This window comes from Streptomyces sp. NPDC050418 (genome assembly GCF_044458745.1).
Lineage (GTDB): Bacteria > Actinomycetota > Actinomycetes > Streptomycetales > Streptomycetaceae > Streptomyces.
On the sequence record NZ_JBITIG010000016.1, the window covers coordinates 75,865 to 92,312 of the forward strand.

Annotated in this window: 17 protein-coding genes; 6 read left to right on the forward strand and 11 right to left on the reverse strand. The window is 72.1% G+C overall.

Annotated features, from left to right (window positions below; genetic code table 11):
* Window positions 1-65: 65 nt before the first annotated feature.
* Window positions 66-1,301 (reverse strand): multidrug effflux MFS transporter, encoded by a 1,236-nt coding sequence (locus tag ACIBI4_RS31815; protein ID WP_399207648.1) that lies wholly within the window; start codon window positions 1,299-1,301, stop codon window positions 66-68.
* Window positions 1,302-1,402: 101 nt separating this feature from the next.
* Entirely contained in the window at window positions 1,403-1,939 is a 537-nt protein-coding gene (locus tag ACIBI4_RS31820; protein ID WP_399207649.1) for a MarR family winged helix-turn-helix transcriptional regulator, read from the reverse strand.
* A 114-nt stretch (window positions 1,940-2,053) separates the two neighbouring features.
* Here ACIBI4_RS31820 and ACIBI4_RS31825 point away from each other — a divergent pair, with 114 nt between their 5' ends.
* Window positions 2,054-2,518 (forward strand): pyridoxamine 5'-phosphate oxidase family protein, encoded by a 465-nt coding sequence (locus ACIBI4_RS31825; RefSeq protein ID WP_399207650.1) that lies wholly within the window; start codon window positions 2,054-2,056, stop codon window positions 2,516-2,518.
* Window positions 2,519-2,559: 41 nt separating this feature from the next.
* On the opposite strand, the gene ACIBI4_RS31830 is transcribed toward ACIBI4_RS31825, so the two are convergent.
* Both ACIBI4_RS31830 and wrbA read right to left on the reverse strand, forming a co-directional pair.
* Window positions 2,560-3,141 carry a YdeI family protein gene (locus ACIBI4_RS31830; protein WP_399207651.1) on the reverse strand — a complete coding sequence of 194 codons (582 nt, stop codon included), beginning with the start codon at window positions 3,139-3,141 and terminating at the stop codon, window positions 2,560-2,562.
* Between the two features lie 77 nt (window positions 3,142-3,218).
* The gene (gene wrbA, locus ACIBI4_RS31835) at window positions 3,219-3,854 is read right to left on the reverse strand and encodes an NAD(P)H:quinone oxidoreductase (RefSeq protein ID WP_399207652.1); all 636 of its coding nucleotides are present in this window, start codon (window positions 3,852-3,854) and stop codon (window positions 3,219-3,221) included.
* A gap of 157 nt (window positions 3,855-4,011) precedes the next feature.
* Between wrbA and ACIBI4_RS31840 the strand changes: the two genes are divergently transcribed.
* Window positions 4,012-4,641, forward strand: coding sequence for a TetR/AcrR family transcriptional regulator (locus ACIBI4_RS31840; RefSeq protein ID WP_399207653.1), 630 nt, complete (start codon window positions 4,012-4,014; stop codon window positions 4,639-4,641).
* A gap of 18 nt (window positions 4,642-4,659) precedes the next feature.
* On the opposite strand, the gene ACIBI4_RS31845 is transcribed toward ACIBI4_RS31840, so the two are convergent.
* The 4 genes from ACIBI4_RS31845 to ACIBI4_RS31860 all read right to left on the reverse strand — a co-directional run bounded on the left by ACIBI4_RS31845 (window position 4,660) and on the right by ACIBI4_RS31860 (window position 10,090).
* Window positions 4,660-5,874, reverse strand: coding sequence for an MFS transporter (locus ACIBI4_RS31845; protein WP_399207654.1), 1,215 nt, complete (start codon window positions 5,872-5,874; stop codon window positions 4,660-4,662).
* A 67-nt stretch (window positions 5,875-5,941) separates the two neighbouring features.
* Window positions 5,942-8,026, reverse strand: coding sequence for an MMPL family transporter (locus ACIBI4_RS31850; RefSeq protein ID WP_399207655.1), 2,085 nt, complete (start codon window positions 8,024-8,026; stop codon window positions 5,942-5,944).
* Between the two features lie 184 nt (window positions 8,027-8,210).
* Window positions 8,211-8,876, reverse strand: a complete 666-nt coding sequence (locus tag ACIBI4_RS31855; protein WP_399207656.1) for a response regulator — start codon at window positions 8,874-8,876, stop codon at window positions 8,211-8,213.
* Window positions 8,873-10,090 carry a sensor histidine kinase gene (locus ACIBI4_RS31860; RefSeq protein WP_399207657.1) on the reverse strand — a complete coding sequence of 406 codons (1,218 nt, stop codon included), beginning with the start codon at window positions 10,088-10,090 and terminating at the stop codon, window positions 8,873-8,875. Before ACIBI4_RS31860 ends, ACIBI4_RS31855 begins: the two co-directional genes overlap by 4 nt.
* A 171-nt stretch (window positions 10,091-10,261) precedes the next feature.
* On the opposite strand from ACIBI4_RS31860, the gene ACIBI4_RS31865 reads away from it, so the two are divergent.
* Window positions 10,262-11,188 carry a carbohydrate kinase gene (locus tag ACIBI4_RS31865; protein ID WP_399207658.1) on the forward strand — a complete coding sequence of 309 codons (927 nt, stop codon included), beginning with the start codon at window positions 10,262-10,264 and terminating at the stop codon, window positions 11,186-11,188.
* A 53-nt stretch (window positions 11,189-11,241) separates the two neighbouring features.
* On the opposite strand, the gene ACIBI4_RS31870 is transcribed toward ACIBI4_RS31865, so the two are convergent.
* The 3 genes from ACIBI4_RS31870 to ACIBI4_RS31880 form a co-directional block, all read right to left on the reverse strand.
* The gene (locus tag ACIBI4_RS31870) at window positions 11,242-11,847 is read right to left on the reverse strand and encodes a TetR/AcrR family transcriptional regulator C-terminal ligand-binding domain-containing protein (protein ID WP_399207659.1); all 606 of its coding nucleotides are present in this window, start codon (window positions 11,845-11,847) and stop codon (window positions 11,242-11,244) included.
* A gap of 95 nt (window positions 11,848-11,942) precedes the next feature.
* Entirely contained in the window at window positions 11,943-13,292 is a 1,350-nt protein-coding gene (gene mgtE, locus ACIBI4_RS31875; protein WP_399207660.1) for a magnesium transporter, read from the reverse strand.
* Between the two features lie 58 nt (window positions 13,293-13,350).
* Complete coding sequence (locus ACIBI4_RS31880) at window positions 13,351-13,965, reverse strand: HhH-GPD-type base excision DNA repair protein (RefSeq protein WP_399207661.1); 615 nt, start codon at window positions 13,963-13,965, stop codon at window positions 13,351-13,353.
* A gap of 166 nt (window positions 13,966-14,131) precedes the next feature.
* Here ACIBI4_RS31880 and ACIBI4_RS31885 point away from each other — a divergent pair, with 166 nt between their 5' ends.
* The 3 genes from ACIBI4_RS31885 (at window position 14,132) to ACIBI4_RS31895 (ending at window position 16,446) form a co-directional block, all read left to right on the forward strand.
* On the forward strand, window positions 14,132-14,476 hold the full coding sequence (locus ACIBI4_RS31885; RefSeq protein ID WP_399207662.1) for a hypothetical protein: 345 nt from the start codon (window positions 14,132-14,134) through the stop codon (window positions 14,474-14,476).
* Between the two features lie 75 nt (window positions 14,477-14,551).
* On the forward strand, window positions 14,552-14,710 hold the full coding sequence (locus ACIBI4_RS31890; protein WP_399207664.1) for a hypothetical protein: 159 nt from the start codon (window positions 14,552-14,554) through the stop codon (window positions 14,708-14,710).
* 188 nt (window positions 14,711-14,898) lie between these two features.
* Window positions 14,899-16,446 carry a M28 family metallopeptidase gene (locus ACIBI4_RS31895; protein WP_399207778.1) on the forward strand — a complete coding sequence of 516 codons (1,548 nt, stop codon included), beginning with the start codon at window positions 14,899-14,901 and terminating at the stop codon, window positions 16,444-16,446.
* The last annotated feature ends 2 nt before the right edge of the window (window positions 16,447-16,448 follow it).

Consider the following 16,448-nt stretch of genomic DNA (forward strand, 5'->3'; position numbering starts at 1 on the left):
CGGGCGGCTACGGCTCATGGCGTCCGCGGCGATGGACGTAAGCTAACGCCGTTAGCCTCGTCGCGTCAAGGGGTACGAGTCCCCCGCGCACCCACCACCGCCGCCAGCACCGCGAACCCCCCGATCGTCGCAGCCATCGGCCACGCCGACCCCGTTCCGCCCAGTCCTGCCAGCGGTGCCGCCACTCCGCCCATCCCGTACTGCAGAAGGCCGAGCACCGCCGAGGCCGTGCCGCCCGCCTCCGGGTGGGTGGACATGGCGAGGGCCGTGGCGTTCGGGGAGGTCAGGCCGATGCTCGCGACCACCAGGAGGAGCGAGGGGAGGACGCCGGGCAGGCCCAGGCCCGTGGCGACCGAGGCCAGGAGCAGGGCCGCGCCGAGGAGTTGGAGGAGGAAGCCCGCGCGCATCAGGGTGGCCGGGGTGTGGCGGTTCAGGAGGCGGGCGCCGAGCTGGGCGACGGCGACCAGGGCGACCGCGTTCGCGGCGAAGGCCAGGCTGAAGGACTGCGGGCTCATGCCGTACGCGTTCTGGAGCACGAAGGTCGAGCCCGATATGTACGCGAAGAGCGCGGCCATCGCGAAGCCGCCGCCGAGGGCGTACGTCATGAACTCGCCGCTGCCGAGCAGCCGTCGGGTCACACGGAGCGTGCGGCCGACCCCGCCCGAGCTGCGGCGTTCGGGCGGCAGGGTCTCCGGGAGACCGCGGACGGCCGCCGCGAGCAGGCCCGCGCCGATCACCGCGAGGACGACGAAGATGCCCCGCCAGTCGGTGACGGCCAGGAGCCGGCCGCCGATCAGCGGCGCGAGGATCGGGGCGAGTCCGTTCACCAGCATGAGGAGCGCGAAGAAGCGGGCCGCCGCCTTGCCCGTGTGGAGGTCGCCGACCATCGCGCGGGCCACCACCAGGCCCGCCGCGCCCGCCAGACCCTGGACCAGCCGCAGGGCGGTGAGCGCCTCGGCGCTGGGGGCGAAGGCGCACAGGACGGAGGCGAGCGCGTAGCCCGCGAGCCCGATGAGCAGCGGCTTCTTGCGGCCGTACGTATCACTGAGCGGGCCCGCGATCAGCTGGCCGGCGGCGAGGCCGACGAGGCACGCGGTGAGGGTGAGCTGGACGGTGGCGTCCGGGACGTGGAACTCGCCGGCGAGTTCGGGCAGCGCCGGCAGGTACATGTCGAGCGAGAGCGGCCCGAAGGCCGAGAGGCCGCCGAGGATCAGGATCAGCCGCAGCCGGCGGGACGGGGGCGCGGAAGCGGGGGCGGGGGCGGTCCCGGGTGGCGCGGTGATGGGTGGGGTGCTCGTCATGGGTCACCGTTAGCTGCGTAGGCAATATCTTCCTCAGCAGATAAATATAGAGGGAGAGGAGAGCGGGAGGAAGGCCGCGCGGAGGCCGGGGAAGGGACGCCTCAGGGTGAGTGCAGGGTGTCCAGGCGCGCGAGGATCTTCGCGAGGGCCTTGCGCTCCGGTGCCGTGAGCGGGTCCAGGTAGTACGCGTTGAGGCGCGGGGCGTGGACCGCGAGGGCGCGGTCGAGCAGGTCGGCGCCCTTGGCCGTCATCGTCGTACGGACCGCGCGCCGGTCGGCGGGATCGGGGGCGCGGGCGACCAGGCCGTCGTTCTCCATCCGGTCGACGAGGCGGGTGAAGCCGCCCGAGCTGAACGACATCTCGTCCGCGAGCACCGTCATCCGCGCCGACGACCCGGGGTGCCGCGCGAGCCGCAGCAGGACCTCGAAGTGCTCGCCGGGCAGACCCGCGGCCTCGTCGAGGTCGGCGCGGACCTTGCCGCGGATGAGGTTCGTGACGCGCAGCATCCGGCCCCAGAGCACGACGGCCTCGTCGTCGACCAGGTCCAGGTGCTCGTGGCCCTGGCGCTCGTGGCCCTGAGGCTCATGGCCCTGGCGCTCCCGGTCCCCGTGCTCGCGCCCACTGCCCGTGTCTCCCATGGGGTCATCGTCGCAGGCGCGGAGGCGTACGGGGCACCGGCGGTACACGATCACGGTTTACGGGGCGTGCGCCGCCAACTAGCGTCACCGGCAAGCAGACCCGAGGAGGACCCGGTGGCCAATCCGCCTGCCAGAAGCGCCGAGGAGCGGAAGCGCGACACGCTGAAGCGGCTCGAGAACGACGTCGATCTGTGGGTGGCGAGCGCGGACGAGGAGACGGGCGCGCCCTTCCTCGTACCGCTGTCCTTCGCGTGGGACGGCACATCGCTGCTCTTCGCGACGACCGTCACCAGCCCGACCGGGCGCAACCTCGCCGCGTCGGGCCGCACCCGGATCGGTCTCGGACCGACCCGGGACGTCGTGATGGTCGACGGGTCCGTGCAGACGCACACTGCAGGGGAGTTGAGCGAGGAGACTCACGCCTGGTTCGCGGAGTCGAGCGGCTGGGATCCGCGGCGGCAGTCGAACGCGGACGCGTACCGCTGGTTCCGGCTCACCCCGCAGCGCGTCCAGGCCTGGCGCGAGTCGAACGAGCTGGCAGGGCGTGAGCTCATGCGGGACGGCAAGTGGCTGGTCTGAGCGGCCCGCGGACCCTGGCCTGAACAGCCACCGGGAGACGGTCAGTTGATCTTCCGGCCCTCCGCCATCGTCGCCACGAACCGCTCCAGGCGGGCCAGCCGTGTCTTCGGGGTGCGGGCGGTGACCAGGCGGAAGTACAGCGCGTACTGGTCGGACTTGCCGAGCGTCTCGTAGAACGCCCGCGCCGCCGGGTTCGCGTCGAGGGCCTCGACGAGATCCGGCGGCGCGGTGGCGTTCTTCTGCGAGGCGTACGCCGACTCCCAGCGGCCGTCCTTGCGCGCCGCCTCGACCTCGGCGAGACCGCGCGGGCGCATCAGGCCCGCCTCGATCAGCGCCTCGGCCTTGTCCACGTTCACCTGGGACCAGGGGGAGCGGGGGCGGCGCGGAGTGGTGCGCTGCAGGAAGTACGAGGCGTCGAAACCGCGCCGCAGGCCGTCGATCCAGCCGAAGCAGAGCACCGTGTCGACCATCTCTTCCCAGGTCAGCGACGGAATGCCGGTGTGCTTCTTGGCGACTTTCACCCACAGCGCGGTCCGGTCCGTGTGATGCTCGTCGAGCCAGGCGGCCAGCTCGGCCGCGCTCGCGGGGACCAGGATCTCGACGCCGTCCTCGTTTGTCTCCATGGTCTGCAGACTAGGAGAGATGTAGGACAGATTCAGTCCTACAGGACAGTCCTACAGGACAGTTCTACAGGACCGTCTTACGCGGCCAGCTTCTGCGTGATCTTCGCGAGCCGCTCGCCCTGGTAGCGCGCCGCCTCCAGCGTGGAGTCCGCGACCTCGCCGCTGCTGCCCACGTGCACCGTGCCGTAGGGGTTGCCGCCGGCCGCGTAGACCGCGCCGTCCGTGAATCCGGGCGAGACGATCAGCGAACCCCAGTGGTGGGCGGTGTTGTAGAGCGCGAGCAGCGTGGACTCGTTGCCGCCGTGCGCGTTGTGCGCCGAGGAGAAGCCGGTGAAGGGCTTGTCGTGGAAGGCGCCCTGCTGCCAGAGGCCACCGGTCGAGTCGATGAACTGCTTCAGCTGGCTCGCCACGTTGCCATAGCGCGTGGGCGAACCGAAGGCGTACGCGTCCGCCCAGCTCAGGTCGTCGAGCGTGGCGACCGGGACCTCGTCGGAGGTGGCGTCGACGTGGGAGCGCCAGGCCGGGTTCGAGTCGATCGCGGCATCGGGGGCGAGCTCGGGTACGCGGCGGAGGCGGACCTCGGCGCCGGCCTTCTCGGCCCCCTCCGCGAGGGACTTGGCGAGCTCGTGCACGTTGCCCGTGGCCGAGTAGTAGATGACGGCGATCTTCGGCGCGTTGCCCGCGTCGGCTGCGTTCACGTTCGTAGAAGACATGCGGATCGACCCCTTCCAGGGCACAGAGAGGCTGTGCCGGTTGAAACGGATCCGTATCCGTTTCGGCGGTGAGCTCAGTTAAACGGATGAGAATCCGGTTGGCAAGGGGTATCCGGATAGCTTTCCGTTTCTATTCGGGTCCCGTAATCTGCAAGACATGAACGAGCCGCTGAGCCACCCACTCCTGCCGGCGAGCCCCCCGCTCCTGCCGGTGGCAGGACAGGCGCCGCCCGAGCGCGCGGACGCCGCCCGCAACCGGCGGCGGATCCTGGACGCGGCCCGCACAATCGTCGGCGAGCAGGGCGCGAAGGCGCTCACGATGAACGGGGTCGCGCACGCCAGCGGGATCGGGGTCGGCACGGTCTACCGGCGCTTCGGGGATGTGTCGTCGCTGCTCATGGCCCTGCTCGACGAGGGGGAGCAGCACTTCCAGGCCGCGTTCATGAGCGGGCCTCCCCCGCTGGGCCCGGGCGCCGAGCCCGCTGAGCGGCTGCGGGCCTTCCTGCACGCGTACGCCGCGTACATGCTGGAGGCCGAGGAGCTGATGCTCGCCTCCGAGAAGGCCTCGGCGGCGGCCCGCTTCCGGCGCGGGCCGTACCGGATCGTCCACACGCATGTGCAGATGCTGATCCGCCAGGCCCGTCCCGAGCTCGACGCCCCCGTCCTCGCCCATCTGCTGCTCGGCGCCTACCAGCCGAGCCTGCTGTGCCATCTGCGCACCGACCTGGGCGTCACGACGGAGCGCCTGGAGGCCTCGCTCGACCAGCTGCTCGGCCCGCTCACGTAAGCAGTCCCCAAGACCCGCTCACGCGAGCACGCCCTCCGGCGCGGGACGCGTCGCCGCGGCCCAGCGCGAGGCCGGTCCCAGCGCGTACGAGGCCGCCAGGATCAGACCGCCGAGCAGCAGCCAGCCCACCGCGCCCAGCTCGATGAGCAGCAGGGTCAGGAGCAGCGGGCCCAGGGTGCGGGCGACCGTGACGCCCGTCCCGAAGAAGCCCTGGTACTCGCCGGTCCGGCCGGGCGGCGCCAGGTCGAAGCCGAGCTGCCACGAGCCGGCCGACTGCCGCATCTCCGCGATCACGAGCAGCACCGAACCACCGACGAGGACCGCCGTCGCGACCCCTGCCTCAGCGCCTGCGGAGAGCGCGAACACCCCGCAGGTCAGCAGCATCAGAAGGCCCGAGCCGCGGATCGCGCGGGCGGCCGTCGCAAGTCCCGTGACGGCGCGGGCCGTTCGGACCTGGAAGAGCATCACGGCCCCGGTGTTGAGCAGGAACAGCGCGGAGACCAGCCACTCGGGCGCCTCGGTGCGCTCGGTGATCCACAGCGGCAGCCCCAGGCTGAGCAGCGGCATCCGCAGCAGCAGCACCGTGTTGAGCAGGGTCACGAGGGCGTACGGACGGTCGCGCAGGACCTCCAGCTTCGCGCCCTCGGCCGGCGGGACGGGTGCGACGGCGGGCAGGCGGGTGAGGACGTACGCGCAGAGCAGGAAGCTGACCGCGTCGAGCGCGAACACGGTGAGGTACGCCGCGTTCGTTCCCAGCGAGAGGGCCACACCGCCGAGTCCGGCTCCGACGGCGAGCCCGGCGTTGAGCGTCGACTGGAGGTGCGCGAGCGTTCCCGTGCGCTCCTCCGGGGCCACGAGCCCGGCGAGCAGCGCCTGTCGTGCGGCGGCGAGCCCCGACTGGGCGCTCGCGTAGAGGCAGGCGGCGGCGAGGAACGGTACGAAGTCCCGTACAACCAGGAAGGACGCGACCGCGGCGGCCGTGGCGAGGGCGAGCAGCACCGCCGTGCCGCGCGGGCCGCGCCGGTCCGCGAGCCGGCCGAGCGGTACCCCGACCACCGAGCCGATGGCCCAGGCGACGGTGAGGCCGAGGCCGATCCGGGCCGGGGAGAGGCCGACCACGTGGGTGAAGTAGAGGGCGGAGGTCACGTAATACGCGCCGTCGCCGACGGAGTTGCTCAACTGGGCCAGGGCGAGGGTGCGTTGGGGGCCTCGGGGCGGGAGCAGGTTCGTCATGGGAACTACGGTAGGGAGCCAGTGGCTCCCTACCGTAGGACACTTCAGAGCTATTCCTGTGGGCCAATCACTCCTTGAGGCCGACCCGGTCGTGCAGCCTGCGCAGCCGGCGCGGAGCCCACCAGGCCCGGCTGCCGAGCAGCGTCATCGTGGCCGGGACGAGGAGCATCCGGACGACCGTCGCGTCGATGAGGACGGCGAGGGTCAGACCGAGGCCGATCTGCAGGATCGGCGAGAAGCTGCCGGTCATGAAGGCGCCGAAGACGATCGCGAGCAGCAGCGCGGCGCAGGTGACCACGCGTCCCGACTGACGCAGACCCGTGACCACGGCCGCCCGGTGGTCGCCGCTGCGCAGCCACTCCTCGCGCATCCGGGCGAGGATGAACAGCTCGTAGTCCATGGCGAGTCCGAAGGCGATGGCGATGATCAGCGGCGGCGCGGTCAGGCTCAGCGCGCCCAGACCCTCGGCGCCGAACAGTCCCGCGAGATGCCCGTCCTGGAAGACCCAGGTGACGACGCCGAGTGCGGCGCCCAGGCTGAGCAGGGTCGTCAGGATGGTGCGGACGGGGATGAGCAGCGAGCCCGTGAAGGCGAAGAGCAGGGCGAAGATGCCCACGAGCACGATGAGGACGGCCCAGGGGGCGCGTTCGGCGAGCATGGCGCGGAAGTCGACCATGTGGGCGGCGTTGCCCGCGACATGGACCGGTTCGTCGCCGCGCAGGTCGCGGATCTTCTCGACGAGTGCGGTGGCCTGTGCTCCGTCCACCGTGCCCTTCGGGGTGAGGTCGAGCAGGATCGTCCCGTTCTCCGTGCGCGTCGACTCGGCGCGGGCGATGCCCGGCAGGGCGCGGATCTTGCGTTCGCAGTCGGGTTCCGCACCCGGCATGATCACGACGCTGACGGGGTCGACTCCGGTGCCCTCGGGGTAGTGGGCGCGGACGGAGTCGTACAACTCGCGTGCCTCCGTGCCCTGTTTGAGCTGGCGCGCGTCCCCCAGGTTCATGGTCAGCTGTGCCGCGGGCAGCGCGAGGAGGACGAGTCCGGCGACGACCGAGACGGTCACCGCGACCGGGCGGCGGGCGGAGAAGCGGGCGAGACGGGCGAAGACGTGCCCGGGTTCGCGCTCCGAGCGCCGGCCGAGGAGCCGTTTGCGCGGCCCGGCGGGTGCGATCTTCCCGCCGAACTTCATCAGCAGCGCGGGCAGCAGCGTGACCGCCGCCAGCATGTCGACCACGACGACCGCGGCGGCCGCGAGCCCCATGCTGCGCAGGAACAGGTTGGGGAAGACCATCAGGCCGGTCAGGCATACGGCCACGGTGAGCCCGGAGAACATCACGGTCCGTCCGGCCTTCGCGACCGTGCGCTCCACGGCCTCCTGCACCGATCCCGCCGAGGCCCGCTCCTCGCGGAAGCGGACCACCATCAACAGGGCGTAGTCCACGGCGAGTCCGAGCCCGAGCATCGTCGTGACCTGGACCGCGTACACCGAGACGTCGGTGACCAGCGAGAAGCCGTACAGCGCGAGGAACGCCCCCGCGACACCACTGATCGTGACGACGAGCGGCAGCGCGGCCGCCCGCAGTCCGCCGAAGATCAGCAGCAGCACGAGCAGGACCACGGGCAGCGAGATGATCTCGGCGCTCGCCACGTCATCGGAGGCCTGCCCGCCGAGCTGGACGCCGAGCAGCGGACCGCCGCTGACGTGCACGGACGTACCGTCGGCCGCGTCCTCGATGGCGTGCAGCCGGTCGGCGACGTCCTCGGCGAGCTCCTCCTCGTCGTCGTCCTCCAGGCCGTGTTCGAACTCCACGGGAAGCAGCAGCGCCTTCCCGTCCTCGGCGGGAATGCCTTCCGGTACGGCGGCGACGCCCGCCAACTCGCGCAGATCCGCGGTGGCTTCGTCGACGGCGGTACGCAACGAGGCGAGGTCCGCGGACTCGATCACCGCCTCGACCGACGCGCCCTCCGTGGAGAGCAGGTCGAGCAGTTCCTCCGTACGCTGCGCCTCGCTGCCCTCGACGACCTCGACGGTGCCGTCGAGGTCCCCGAAGACCCGGGTGCCGACGCCGAAGCCGGCACCGAGCAGCAGCAGCCAGATCAGGATGACGGTCAGCGGGCGACGGGTGGCCACCCTGGCCAGTGCACTCAGCACGTTCCCTCCCAGTGCCGGTCCCCGCGCCCTCGGCGGGGTCACGTCATCCAGGCTGCTGGCCGCGGGAGTTGGTCACATCGCCGGTCGGAGCGGTGTTGAGGACTCCGTCGCCCGGGTGAGGGATCGGCCGTACGGGGGAGGCGCGCGTACTTCCGGACGGGGTTCAGCTGCCGGGGGAAGGGGTTCAGCTTCCGGGAGTGACCAAGCCCGTCTCGTACGCGCAGATGACCGCCTGCACCCGGTCGCGCAGCCCCAGCTTGCTCAGCACATTGCTGACATGGGTCTTCACCGTGTGCTCGCTCACCACGAAGGCCGCCGCGATCTCGGCGTTGGTCAGCCCGCGCGCAAGCAGCCGCAGCGTCTCCTCCTCGCGGGCGGTGAGGACGGACAGACGGGCGGGCGAGGGTTCGGCGGCGGATTCCGTACGGCGCCGGCGGACGAGGTCGGCGACGAGGCGGCGGGTGACGGACGGGGCGAGCAGGGAGTCGCCGGTGGCGACGACGCGCACCGCGTGCACCAGGTCGTCGCGCCGTACGTCCTTCAGCAGGAAGCCGCTCGCCCCCGCGTACAGCGCCTCGTAGACGTACTCGTCGATGTCGAACGTCGTCAGCATCACCACCTTGCAGGCCGACTCCGCGCACACCACGCGGGCCGCCTCCAGGCCGTCCATGCCGGGCATCCGGATGTCGAGCAACAGGACGTCCGGGGCGTGCCGGCGGACCGCGTCCACGGCCCCGGCGCCGTCGCCCGCCTCGGCGACCACCTCGATGTCGTCCTGCGCGTCGAGGATCATCGAGAAGCCGCTGCGCACCAGCTCCTGGTCGTCGGCGACGACCACGCGGACGCTCATCCGACGGTCTGCGCCTGCGTGGGCAGCGTGACGATCACCCAGTAGCCGCCGTCCGGACCCGGCCCCATGGCGGCCGTCCCCCCGCAGGCCGCGGCCCGCTCCCTGATCCCGATCAGCCCTTGCCCGGCGCCCTGCACGCGCGGCCCGCCGTTGTGCGCACGCGCCGCCTTGCCGCCGCCGCGCCCGCCGTCGTCCCTGATGGTCACCCGCAACTCGCTTTCCCCCCAGTCGAGTTGAACGGTCGCCTTCGCGGCGCCCGCATGCTTCACCGTATTCGTCAGAGCCTCCTGCACAACCCGGTATACGGCGACCTCGGCATCGGCGGGCAGTCCGGCGGGTTCCCCGGTCCGCAGCAGTTCGACCTGCAGCCCGACCGACTCCACCTGGGCGGTGAGCCGGGTGAGGGCGGCGAGTCCGGGCTGCGGGCTGCGTTCCGGTGCCGGCGGGTCCGTGGACTGGGAGTCCTTCAGTACGCCGAGCAGGCGCCGCAGTTGGGCCATCGCGTCGCGGCCCGCGCCCGCGATGGCCTCGAACGCGGCCTCCGCGCGGGCCGGATCGCTGCGCACGACGACGGGCCCCGCCTCCGCCTGCACCACCATCAGACTCACCGCGTGCGCGAGGATGTCGTGCATGTCGCGCGCGATCCGCGCCCGTTCGCGGGTGACGGCCCGGGCGGCCTCCAGATCCTTCTCGTACGCGAGTCTGCGGGCCCGTTCCTCCACGGCCTCGGTGTACGCGCGCTGGATCCGGGCGAGCCGCCCGAGCCCGTAGGCGCCGAGCAGGCTCATCAGATGGAAGGCGTACTCGAACGGCTCGGCGTTCTCCTTCAGGGACATCGACAGGACGGCGCCGGTCAGCCACAGCAGGAGCATCAGCCGGCGCGGGACGGGTTTCCCGATCGCGGCGACGGTGTAGAGCACGACGAAACCGCCGTACACGACGTCGGGCGGCGGGGCGTGGTGCACGGTCATCACGGTGGTCGCGCAGCCGACCGTGCAGCCCGTCAGATACGGGGCACGGCGGCGCCACACGAGCGGCACCGCGGTCGCGGCGCCGAACAGGAACCCCAGCCAGGACAGCGGATCGTCCCCGTCCCGCTCGGGCAGCACGAACTGCAGCGACACCCCCACGAGAACGAGCGCGGCCAGCGCCACATCCACGACAAGGGTCCGACGAAGCACACGCAGCCACTCCGCCCGCGAGAACTCGGTCATACGGCAACTCCTGGGTGGGGAGGGCCGGTTCGGGTCCGTTCAGTATCGGCACGGGGTGGGCGCGGGGGATCGCCGGTGCGGGGGATATTCGGGACGGGGTCGCGTCGGCGTCGGGGTCGGGTGGGTGAGCCCCCGGTTTCAGGGAGGGAGACCTCAGGGGAGGAGTGCGGTGTGATTGTTTCTGCCGGCGAAGCGCTGATCGATCTGGTTCCCCGGCGGGGGGACTCCGCCGGGCTCGCGGCCCTGGAGCCCAAATTGGGTGGCGGGCCGTTCAATACCGCCGTCGCGCTGGCGCGGCTGGGTGGGCCCGCAGGGTTCTGTTCGCGGGTCTCGCGTGATCACTTCGGTGAGGCGCTGGTCGGGGCGCTCGAGGCCGACGGGGTCGATACGCGGCTCGTGCGGCGGGGCCCCGAGCCGACCACCCTCGCCGTGGCGCACATCGACGCGGCGAGCGGGTCCGCCTCGTACTCCTTCTATACGGAGGGGACAGCGGACCGGCTCTTCGAAGTGCCGGAGCGGCTCCCGGAGATGGCGGGGATCTGGTTCGGAACCTGCTCCCTCGTCCTCGAACCCGGCGCGAGCGCCTACGACGAGCTGCTGCGGACCACCGCGGCCCGCGGGGTGTTCACCGCGCTCGACCCCAACATCCGCACCGGCCTGATCGCGGACCCCGCCGCGTACCGCACCCGCTTCCTCGGCCGCCTCCCCCACGTACGCCTCCTGAAGCTCAGCGAGGAGGACGCGGAATGGCTGGCGGACGGCACCCCTGTGGCGAGCGCGCTCAAGGCGTGGCTCGCGGCCGGCCCGGGGGCCGTCGTCCTGACGCGCGGCGGCGACGGTCTGACGGTGTTCACGGCCGACGGCAGCGAGCACTCCGTCCCCGCCGTGCCCGTTTCCGTCGTGGACACGATCGGCGCGGGCGACACCGTCAACGCGGCCCTGCTGCACCGACTCCGCCGGCTCGGCGCCCTGACCCGCACGCCCACACCCGCCGAATGGCACGACGTCCTGGCGTACGCGGCCGAAGCGGCGGCCGTCACCTGCTCGCGCGCGGGCGCCCAGCCTCCGTACGCGCATGAGCTGAGCGCCACGCCTTGACGTGGACGCACGAGGTGAGCGCCACGCCTTGACGTGGACGCACGAGGTGAGCGCTACGCCTTGACGTAGACCCCGGCCTTCGCCGCCGCCACCGCCGCCTCCGCGGCACGGTCGGCGGCCGCCTCGTCGAGCGGGTCGCCGCAGGCGAGGAAGCGGTAGTAGAGGGGCGCGGAGACGGCCCGTACGACCTCGTGGGCGTCCGTGCCCGCGGGCAACTCGCCCCGCTGCACGCCCAGTTCCACGCAGGTCGCCCACTCCTCGATCCGCACCGCGTAGAAGCGGTGCAGCGCCTCGGCCGCCGCCGCGTCACAGGTCGCCGCCGCGATCACCGCGGCGAACAGCCGCCCCTGCCGCGGATCGGTGAGCGTGCGCCGCACCAGGTGCGCGTTGGCCCGCAGATCGTCGAGGACCGCGCCGAGGTCGGAGCGCGGCGCGGACTGCTCGGCCATGTCGGCGAGCAGATCGGCGACGAGGGCGGTGGTACTGCCCCACCGCCGGTAGACGGTGGTCTTCCCGACGCCCGCGCGCTGCGCGACCTCGGCGAGGTCGAGCCCCGCGAAGCCGTCGTCGGCGAGGGCGTCACCGGCCGCGTCGAGCACGGCCGCACGGACGCGGGCGGTGCGGCCGCCGGGTCGTACGGTTCCTGGGGCGTTCTCCATGCCGCCAGCTTAACGGGAAACCCATCCCTTTACGAAGAGGCCCGTCGCACCGGACCTCGCAGCCGAAGCCGACCTCACAACTGCGGCAGCCGACCTCACAACTGCGGCAGCACCGCCCGGGCGATCAGGAAGTAGATGATCAACCCGGTCGCGTCCACGAACGTCGTCACCAGCGGAGCGGAGATCACCGCCGGGTCGATCCCCAGCTTCTTCGCGAGCAGCGGCATCCCGCCCCCGATCACCGCCGCCCACGCACACACCGCGATCAGCGTCAGGCCCACGACCAGCGCGATCTCCCCGTCATGCGCGATCACCCGGGCGAAAACGAGCCCGACCGCGCCGAGCATCACCCCGAGCAGCAGTCCCACGCGGCACTCGCGCCACGCCACCTTGAGCGCGTCCCCCGGCCGTACCTCGCCGACGGCGAGCGCCCGCACCGCACCGGTCGCGGCCTGCGCCCCGACGTTGCCGCCGGTGCCGACCAGCAGCGGGATGAAGAGCGCGAGCGCCGTGACCGTCTCGATCTCCCCCTCGAACGCTTCGAGGACCTTGGCGGTCAGCGTCGCCGCCACGATCAGGAGCAGCAGCCACACCACCCGCGACCGCGCGAGCCGCAGCACGCTCGCCGTCAGATAGTGCCCGTCCAGGGGACTCGCGGCGGCCTGCCGCGCGAAGTCCTCGGTGTCGGCGGCCTCGATGACCTCCAGGGCGTCGTCGATGGTGAGCAGCCCGACGAACCGGTCCTCGCTGTCGACGACCGGCAGGTCGAGCAGATTGCCCTCCTGCATCAGGCGGGCCGCGGACTCGGCGGTGTCGCCGGCGTGCGCCCGCAGATGCGCGGTGTCGACGAGCCCGTTCAGGAGGTCCGCAGGATCCGCGAGCACCAGGTCCTTCAGGCCGACGACCCCGACGAGCCGCCGCCCGGCATCGGTCACCGGCAGCGTGTAGACCGTCTCGGCGTCGGCGCCCTCCCGCCGTACGCGCTCCAGGGCCTCGCCGACGGTGATGTGCTGCTTGAGCCGTACGACCTCGGGGGTCATGTAGCGGCCCACGGACCCGGCCTCGTAGCCGAGCAGGGTCGCCGTGAGCTCGCGCTCGTGCGGGCTGAGCCCGGCCAGCACCCGCTGGGTGAAGTTGGCGGGGGCCTCGCCGAGGAGCCGGGCACGGTCGTCCGGGTCCATGCCCTCGACGATGTCGCGGAAGGACTGGTCGCGTACGGCGCTGAGGATCCGCTGCTGCTCGGTCCCGTCGAGCTCCTCGAACACCTCCGAGGCCCGGTCCTTGCTGAGCAGCCGGAAGAGCACCCCGGCCGTGACATCGTCGGCACGGGTGATCTCCTCGGCGATCTCGTGGTCCGGATGGCCGTCGAGCCACTGCTGCAGACGGACGACGTCGTGCGCGGCGACGAGGTCCTCGAGCCGGCCTTCGGCGGTGCGCTCGGTCATGCGCCCAGTCGACCACGCGGGCGCCGCGCCGCGCGGTGCGGCGACACCAGCCCGTCGCCTACTTGGCGGCCTTCGCCGCCTTCGCCGCAGCCTTCATCTCCTGCTTGAACGCCCGCACCTTCGCGAGCGATTCGGGGCCGGTGATGTCGGCGGCGGACCGGTAGGAGCCCTGGTCGCCGTAGGAACCGGCCGCCTCGCGCCAGCCCTTGGGCGTCACGCCGTAGCGCTTGCCGAGCACGGCCACGAAGATCTTCGCCTTCTGCTCGCCGTACCCGGGCAGCGCCTTGAGCCGCGCGAGCAGCTCCTTGCCGTCCTCGACGTCCGACCACAGCGCGGTCGCGTCACCGTCGTACTCGTCGACGAGGTACTGGCACAGCTGCTGCACGCGTTGCGCCATCGAGCCCGGGTAGCGGTGCACAGCGGGCTTCGTCCTGAACAGCTCCGTGAACGCCTCGGGGTCGTACGCCGCGATCTCGTGCGCGTCGAGATCGTCCTTCCCGAGCCGCTCGGCGATCGTGTGCGGCCCCGTGAACGCCCACTCCATCGGCACCTGCTGGTCGAGCAGCATCCCCACGAGCGCGGCGAGCGGACTGCGCCCGAGCAGCTCGTCGGCGTCGGGGTTCTGGGCGAGGTGGATCTCGGCGGGCCGGTGCGCGGACTTCTTCGCGGTCATACGGCCATCATGCGCCAGACCGCGCAGGTCCGGCGGGTCGGGCGGGTCGGGCGGGATCGCCCGGGGCCCGGCCGCCCGGCGTTCGGTCCACTCCCCGCACACCCATACGGGCGGATCTGACCGCCGCACCGTCGCGCCCCGCATCAGGGCGGGGACATGACGTGCCGTGAGCGTTCCCCGTCCCGCCCCGAGCGCCGTACGCCGCACCGGCCTGCGGCACCCCGGGCTGCTCCGGACGCTCCTGCTCGTCCTGCTCACCCTGTCCCTCGCCCTCGCGGCCCCGGCCGCGGGCGCCACCGTGCCCGTCGCCCCCGCGGCGACCGCCGAGGCGGAGTCCTCCGCGTGCACGGGCGACGGCGAGGTCCGGCTCACGTCGCGCCGCGAACTGCCGGCCCCCGTCCCCGCGTCGGGCCCCCGCCTGCCACACCCCCGGCTCCACCGCATCCTCGCGCCCCCCGCCCGCCCGCACGAACCGCCCGCGCCTGCCCGTACGACCGTCCTGCGCTGCTGACCGGGCCGAGCCCCGGATGCCGTACGGCCCGAAGAGCCCGTACGAGGACCTCTCACCTCAGCGCAAGGACACCCCATGCCCAAGGACCCCTACGCGGTGCTGCACGCCCTGCTCCGCGCCGAATCCCTCCGTGAACGCCGCGGCTCCCGCAGCGCCGAACGGCCCGCCGACCCGGCGCCGGCCGAGCGCGGGGCCGCCCGGCCCGAGGACGAACAGCGGCGCCGGCGCGGCTGACCTGGCAAGGGCCCCGTATATCCGTCCGTCATTCGTACGTACATGCGGGGCCAATCCGGCGAAACCGAACACGAGTTGCAGGCAACCCCTATCCGGGCGACCCAGCGGTCGCTACCGTCCCTCCCACCTCGTTCGCACTGCCTTGGGGAAGGACCTCTGTGAACGCATCACCCCGTTCGCGCAGCACGATCGCCGCACTCGCCGCCGTCGCGCTCGCCACACCCCTGCTGCTCGCCTCCGCGGGAACGGCCACCGCCGACCGCGGGCACGGGCACGGCAACCCCGCCAAGGACGCCCGCAAGCTCGCCCGCGAGCTGGTCGAGGAGTCGTCCGCGAAGGGTGCGTACCGCCATCTGCAGAAGTTCCAGGCCATAGCGGAGGCCAACGGCGGCCACCGCGCCGCCGGTTCGCCGGGCCATGACGCCTCGGCGAAGTACGTGTACGACTACCTGCGCAAGGCGGGTTACAAGGTCAGTTACGACACCTTCGAGTTCGTGTACACGGAGACGCTCGCCGAGCGCCTCGCCGTGCTGACGCCCACGCCGCGGGACGTCGAGATCCAGGCGATGACGTACACGAAGTCGACGCCGGAGGGCGGCATCAAGGCCCCCGTCGCCGCCGTCCCCGTGGACGACACCACCGGCTGCGAGCCGGAGGACTACGCGTCGGGCACCTTCACCGGCAAGATCGCCCTGATCAAGCGCGGCGGCTGCCCCTTCGCGCAGAAGCAGGCCGCGGCCGCCGACGCCGGTGCCTCCGGCGCGATCATCTACAACAACACCGAGGGCGCGCTCTCCGGCACCATCGGCGACCCGGCCGACGGACGGATCCCGACCGGCGGCGTGACCCAGGCCGCCGGCGAGGCGCTGGCCGCCGAGGTCGCCGGCGGCCCGGTCACGGTCGACTTCGAGATCCGCGAGTTCCAGGAGACCCGCGAGACGAACAACGTGATCGCGGAGACCCGCGGCGGTAATGCCGACAACACCGTAATGCTCGGCGCGCACCTCGACTCCGTCACCGCGGGCCCCGGCATCAACGACAACGGCTCCGGCTCGGCCGGCCTCCTCGAGGTCGCCAAGGAGCTCGCGGACGAGACCCGGCACGGCAAGGGCAAGCAGCCGCGCAACAAGGTCAAGTTCGCGTTCTGGTCGGCCGAGGAGAACGGTCTGATCGGCTCGGAGAAGTACGTCGAGAAGCTCACCGAGGAGCAGCGGAAGGACATCCGCCTCTACCTCAACTTCGACATGATCGCCTCGCCGAACTACGGCCAGTTCATCTACGACGGCGACGACTCCGACAAGGAGGGCGAGGGCCCGGGCCCCGAGGGCAGCGCCCAGCTGGAGCGTGACATCAACAAGTTCCTCGACCGCCAGGACAAGCCGTACGAGGGCACGGACTTCGACGGGCGTTCGGACTACGGCCCGTTCATCGCGGTCGGAATCCCCTCGGGCGGCACGTTCACCGGCGCCGAGGGCATCATGACCGAGGAGCAGGCCGCGAAGTTCGGCGGCGAGGCCGGGGTCGCCTACGACAAGTGCTACCACTCGGCGTGCGACGACCTGAGCAACATCAACATGGCGGCGCTCGGCACGAACATCGACGTCATCGCCAACGCGGTCGGCACGTACGCGCACGACCTGAGCTCGCTCACCCGCCCCGTCGAGCCGGAGTCCACCGAGGGCTCGGGCAGCGGCAGCGGCGGTCTGCACGCGGACCACGACCGCGTCAGCGAGTGAAC

Excerpts from the sequence above, each read along its gene's own strand:
- ACIBI4_RS31815 (WP_399207648.1), bottom strand. The coding sequence starts at position 1,301 with ATGACGAGCACCCCACCCATCACCGCGCCACCCGGGACCGCCCCCGCC.
- ACIBI4_RS31820 (WP_399207649.1), bottom strand. The coding sequence starts at position 1,939 with ATGGGAGACACGGGCAGTGGGCGCGAGCACGGGGACCGGGAGCGCCAG.
- ACIBI4_RS31830 (WP_399207651.1), bottom strand. The coding sequence starts at position 3,141 with ATGGAGACAAACGAGGACGGCGTCGAGATCCTGGTCCCCGCGAGCGCG.
- wrbA (WP_399207652.1), bottom strand. The coding sequence starts at position 3,854 with ATGTCTTCTACGAACGTGAACGCAGCCGACGCGGGCAACGCGCCGAAG.
- ACIBI4_RS31840 (WP_399207653.1), top strand. The coding sequence starts at position 4,012 with ATGAACGAGCCGCTGAGCCACCCACTCCTGCCGGCGAGCCCCCCGCTC.
- ACIBI4_RS31845 (WP_399207654.1), bottom strand. The coding sequence starts at position 5,874 with ATGACGAACCTGCTCCCGCCCCGAGGCCCCCAACGCACCCTCGCCCTG.
- ACIBI4_RS31855 (WP_399207656.1), bottom strand. The coding sequence starts at position 8,876 with ATGAGCGTCCGCGTGGTCGTCGCCGACGACCAGGAGCTGGTGCGCAGC.
- ACIBI4_RS31860 (WP_399207657.1), bottom strand. The coding sequence starts at position 10,090 with ATGACCGAGTTCTCGCGGGCGGAGTGGCTGCGTGTGCTTCGTCGGACC.
- ACIBI4_RS31870 (WP_399207659.1), bottom strand. The coding sequence starts at position 11,847 with ATGGAGAACGCCCCAGGAACCGTACGACCCGGCGGCCGCACCGCCCGC.
- mgtE (WP_399207660.1), bottom strand. The coding sequence starts at position 13,292 with ATGACCGAGCGCACCGCCGAAGGCCGGCTCGAGGACCTCGTCGCCGCG.
- ACIBI4_RS31880 (WP_399207661.1), bottom strand. The coding sequence starts at position 13,965 with ATGACCGCGAAGAAGTCCGCGCACCGGCCCGCCGAGATCCACCTCGCC.
- ACIBI4_RS31890 (WP_399207664.1), top strand. The coding sequence starts at position 14,552 with ATGCCCAAGGACCCCTACGCGGTGCTGCACGCCCTGCTCCGCGCCGAA.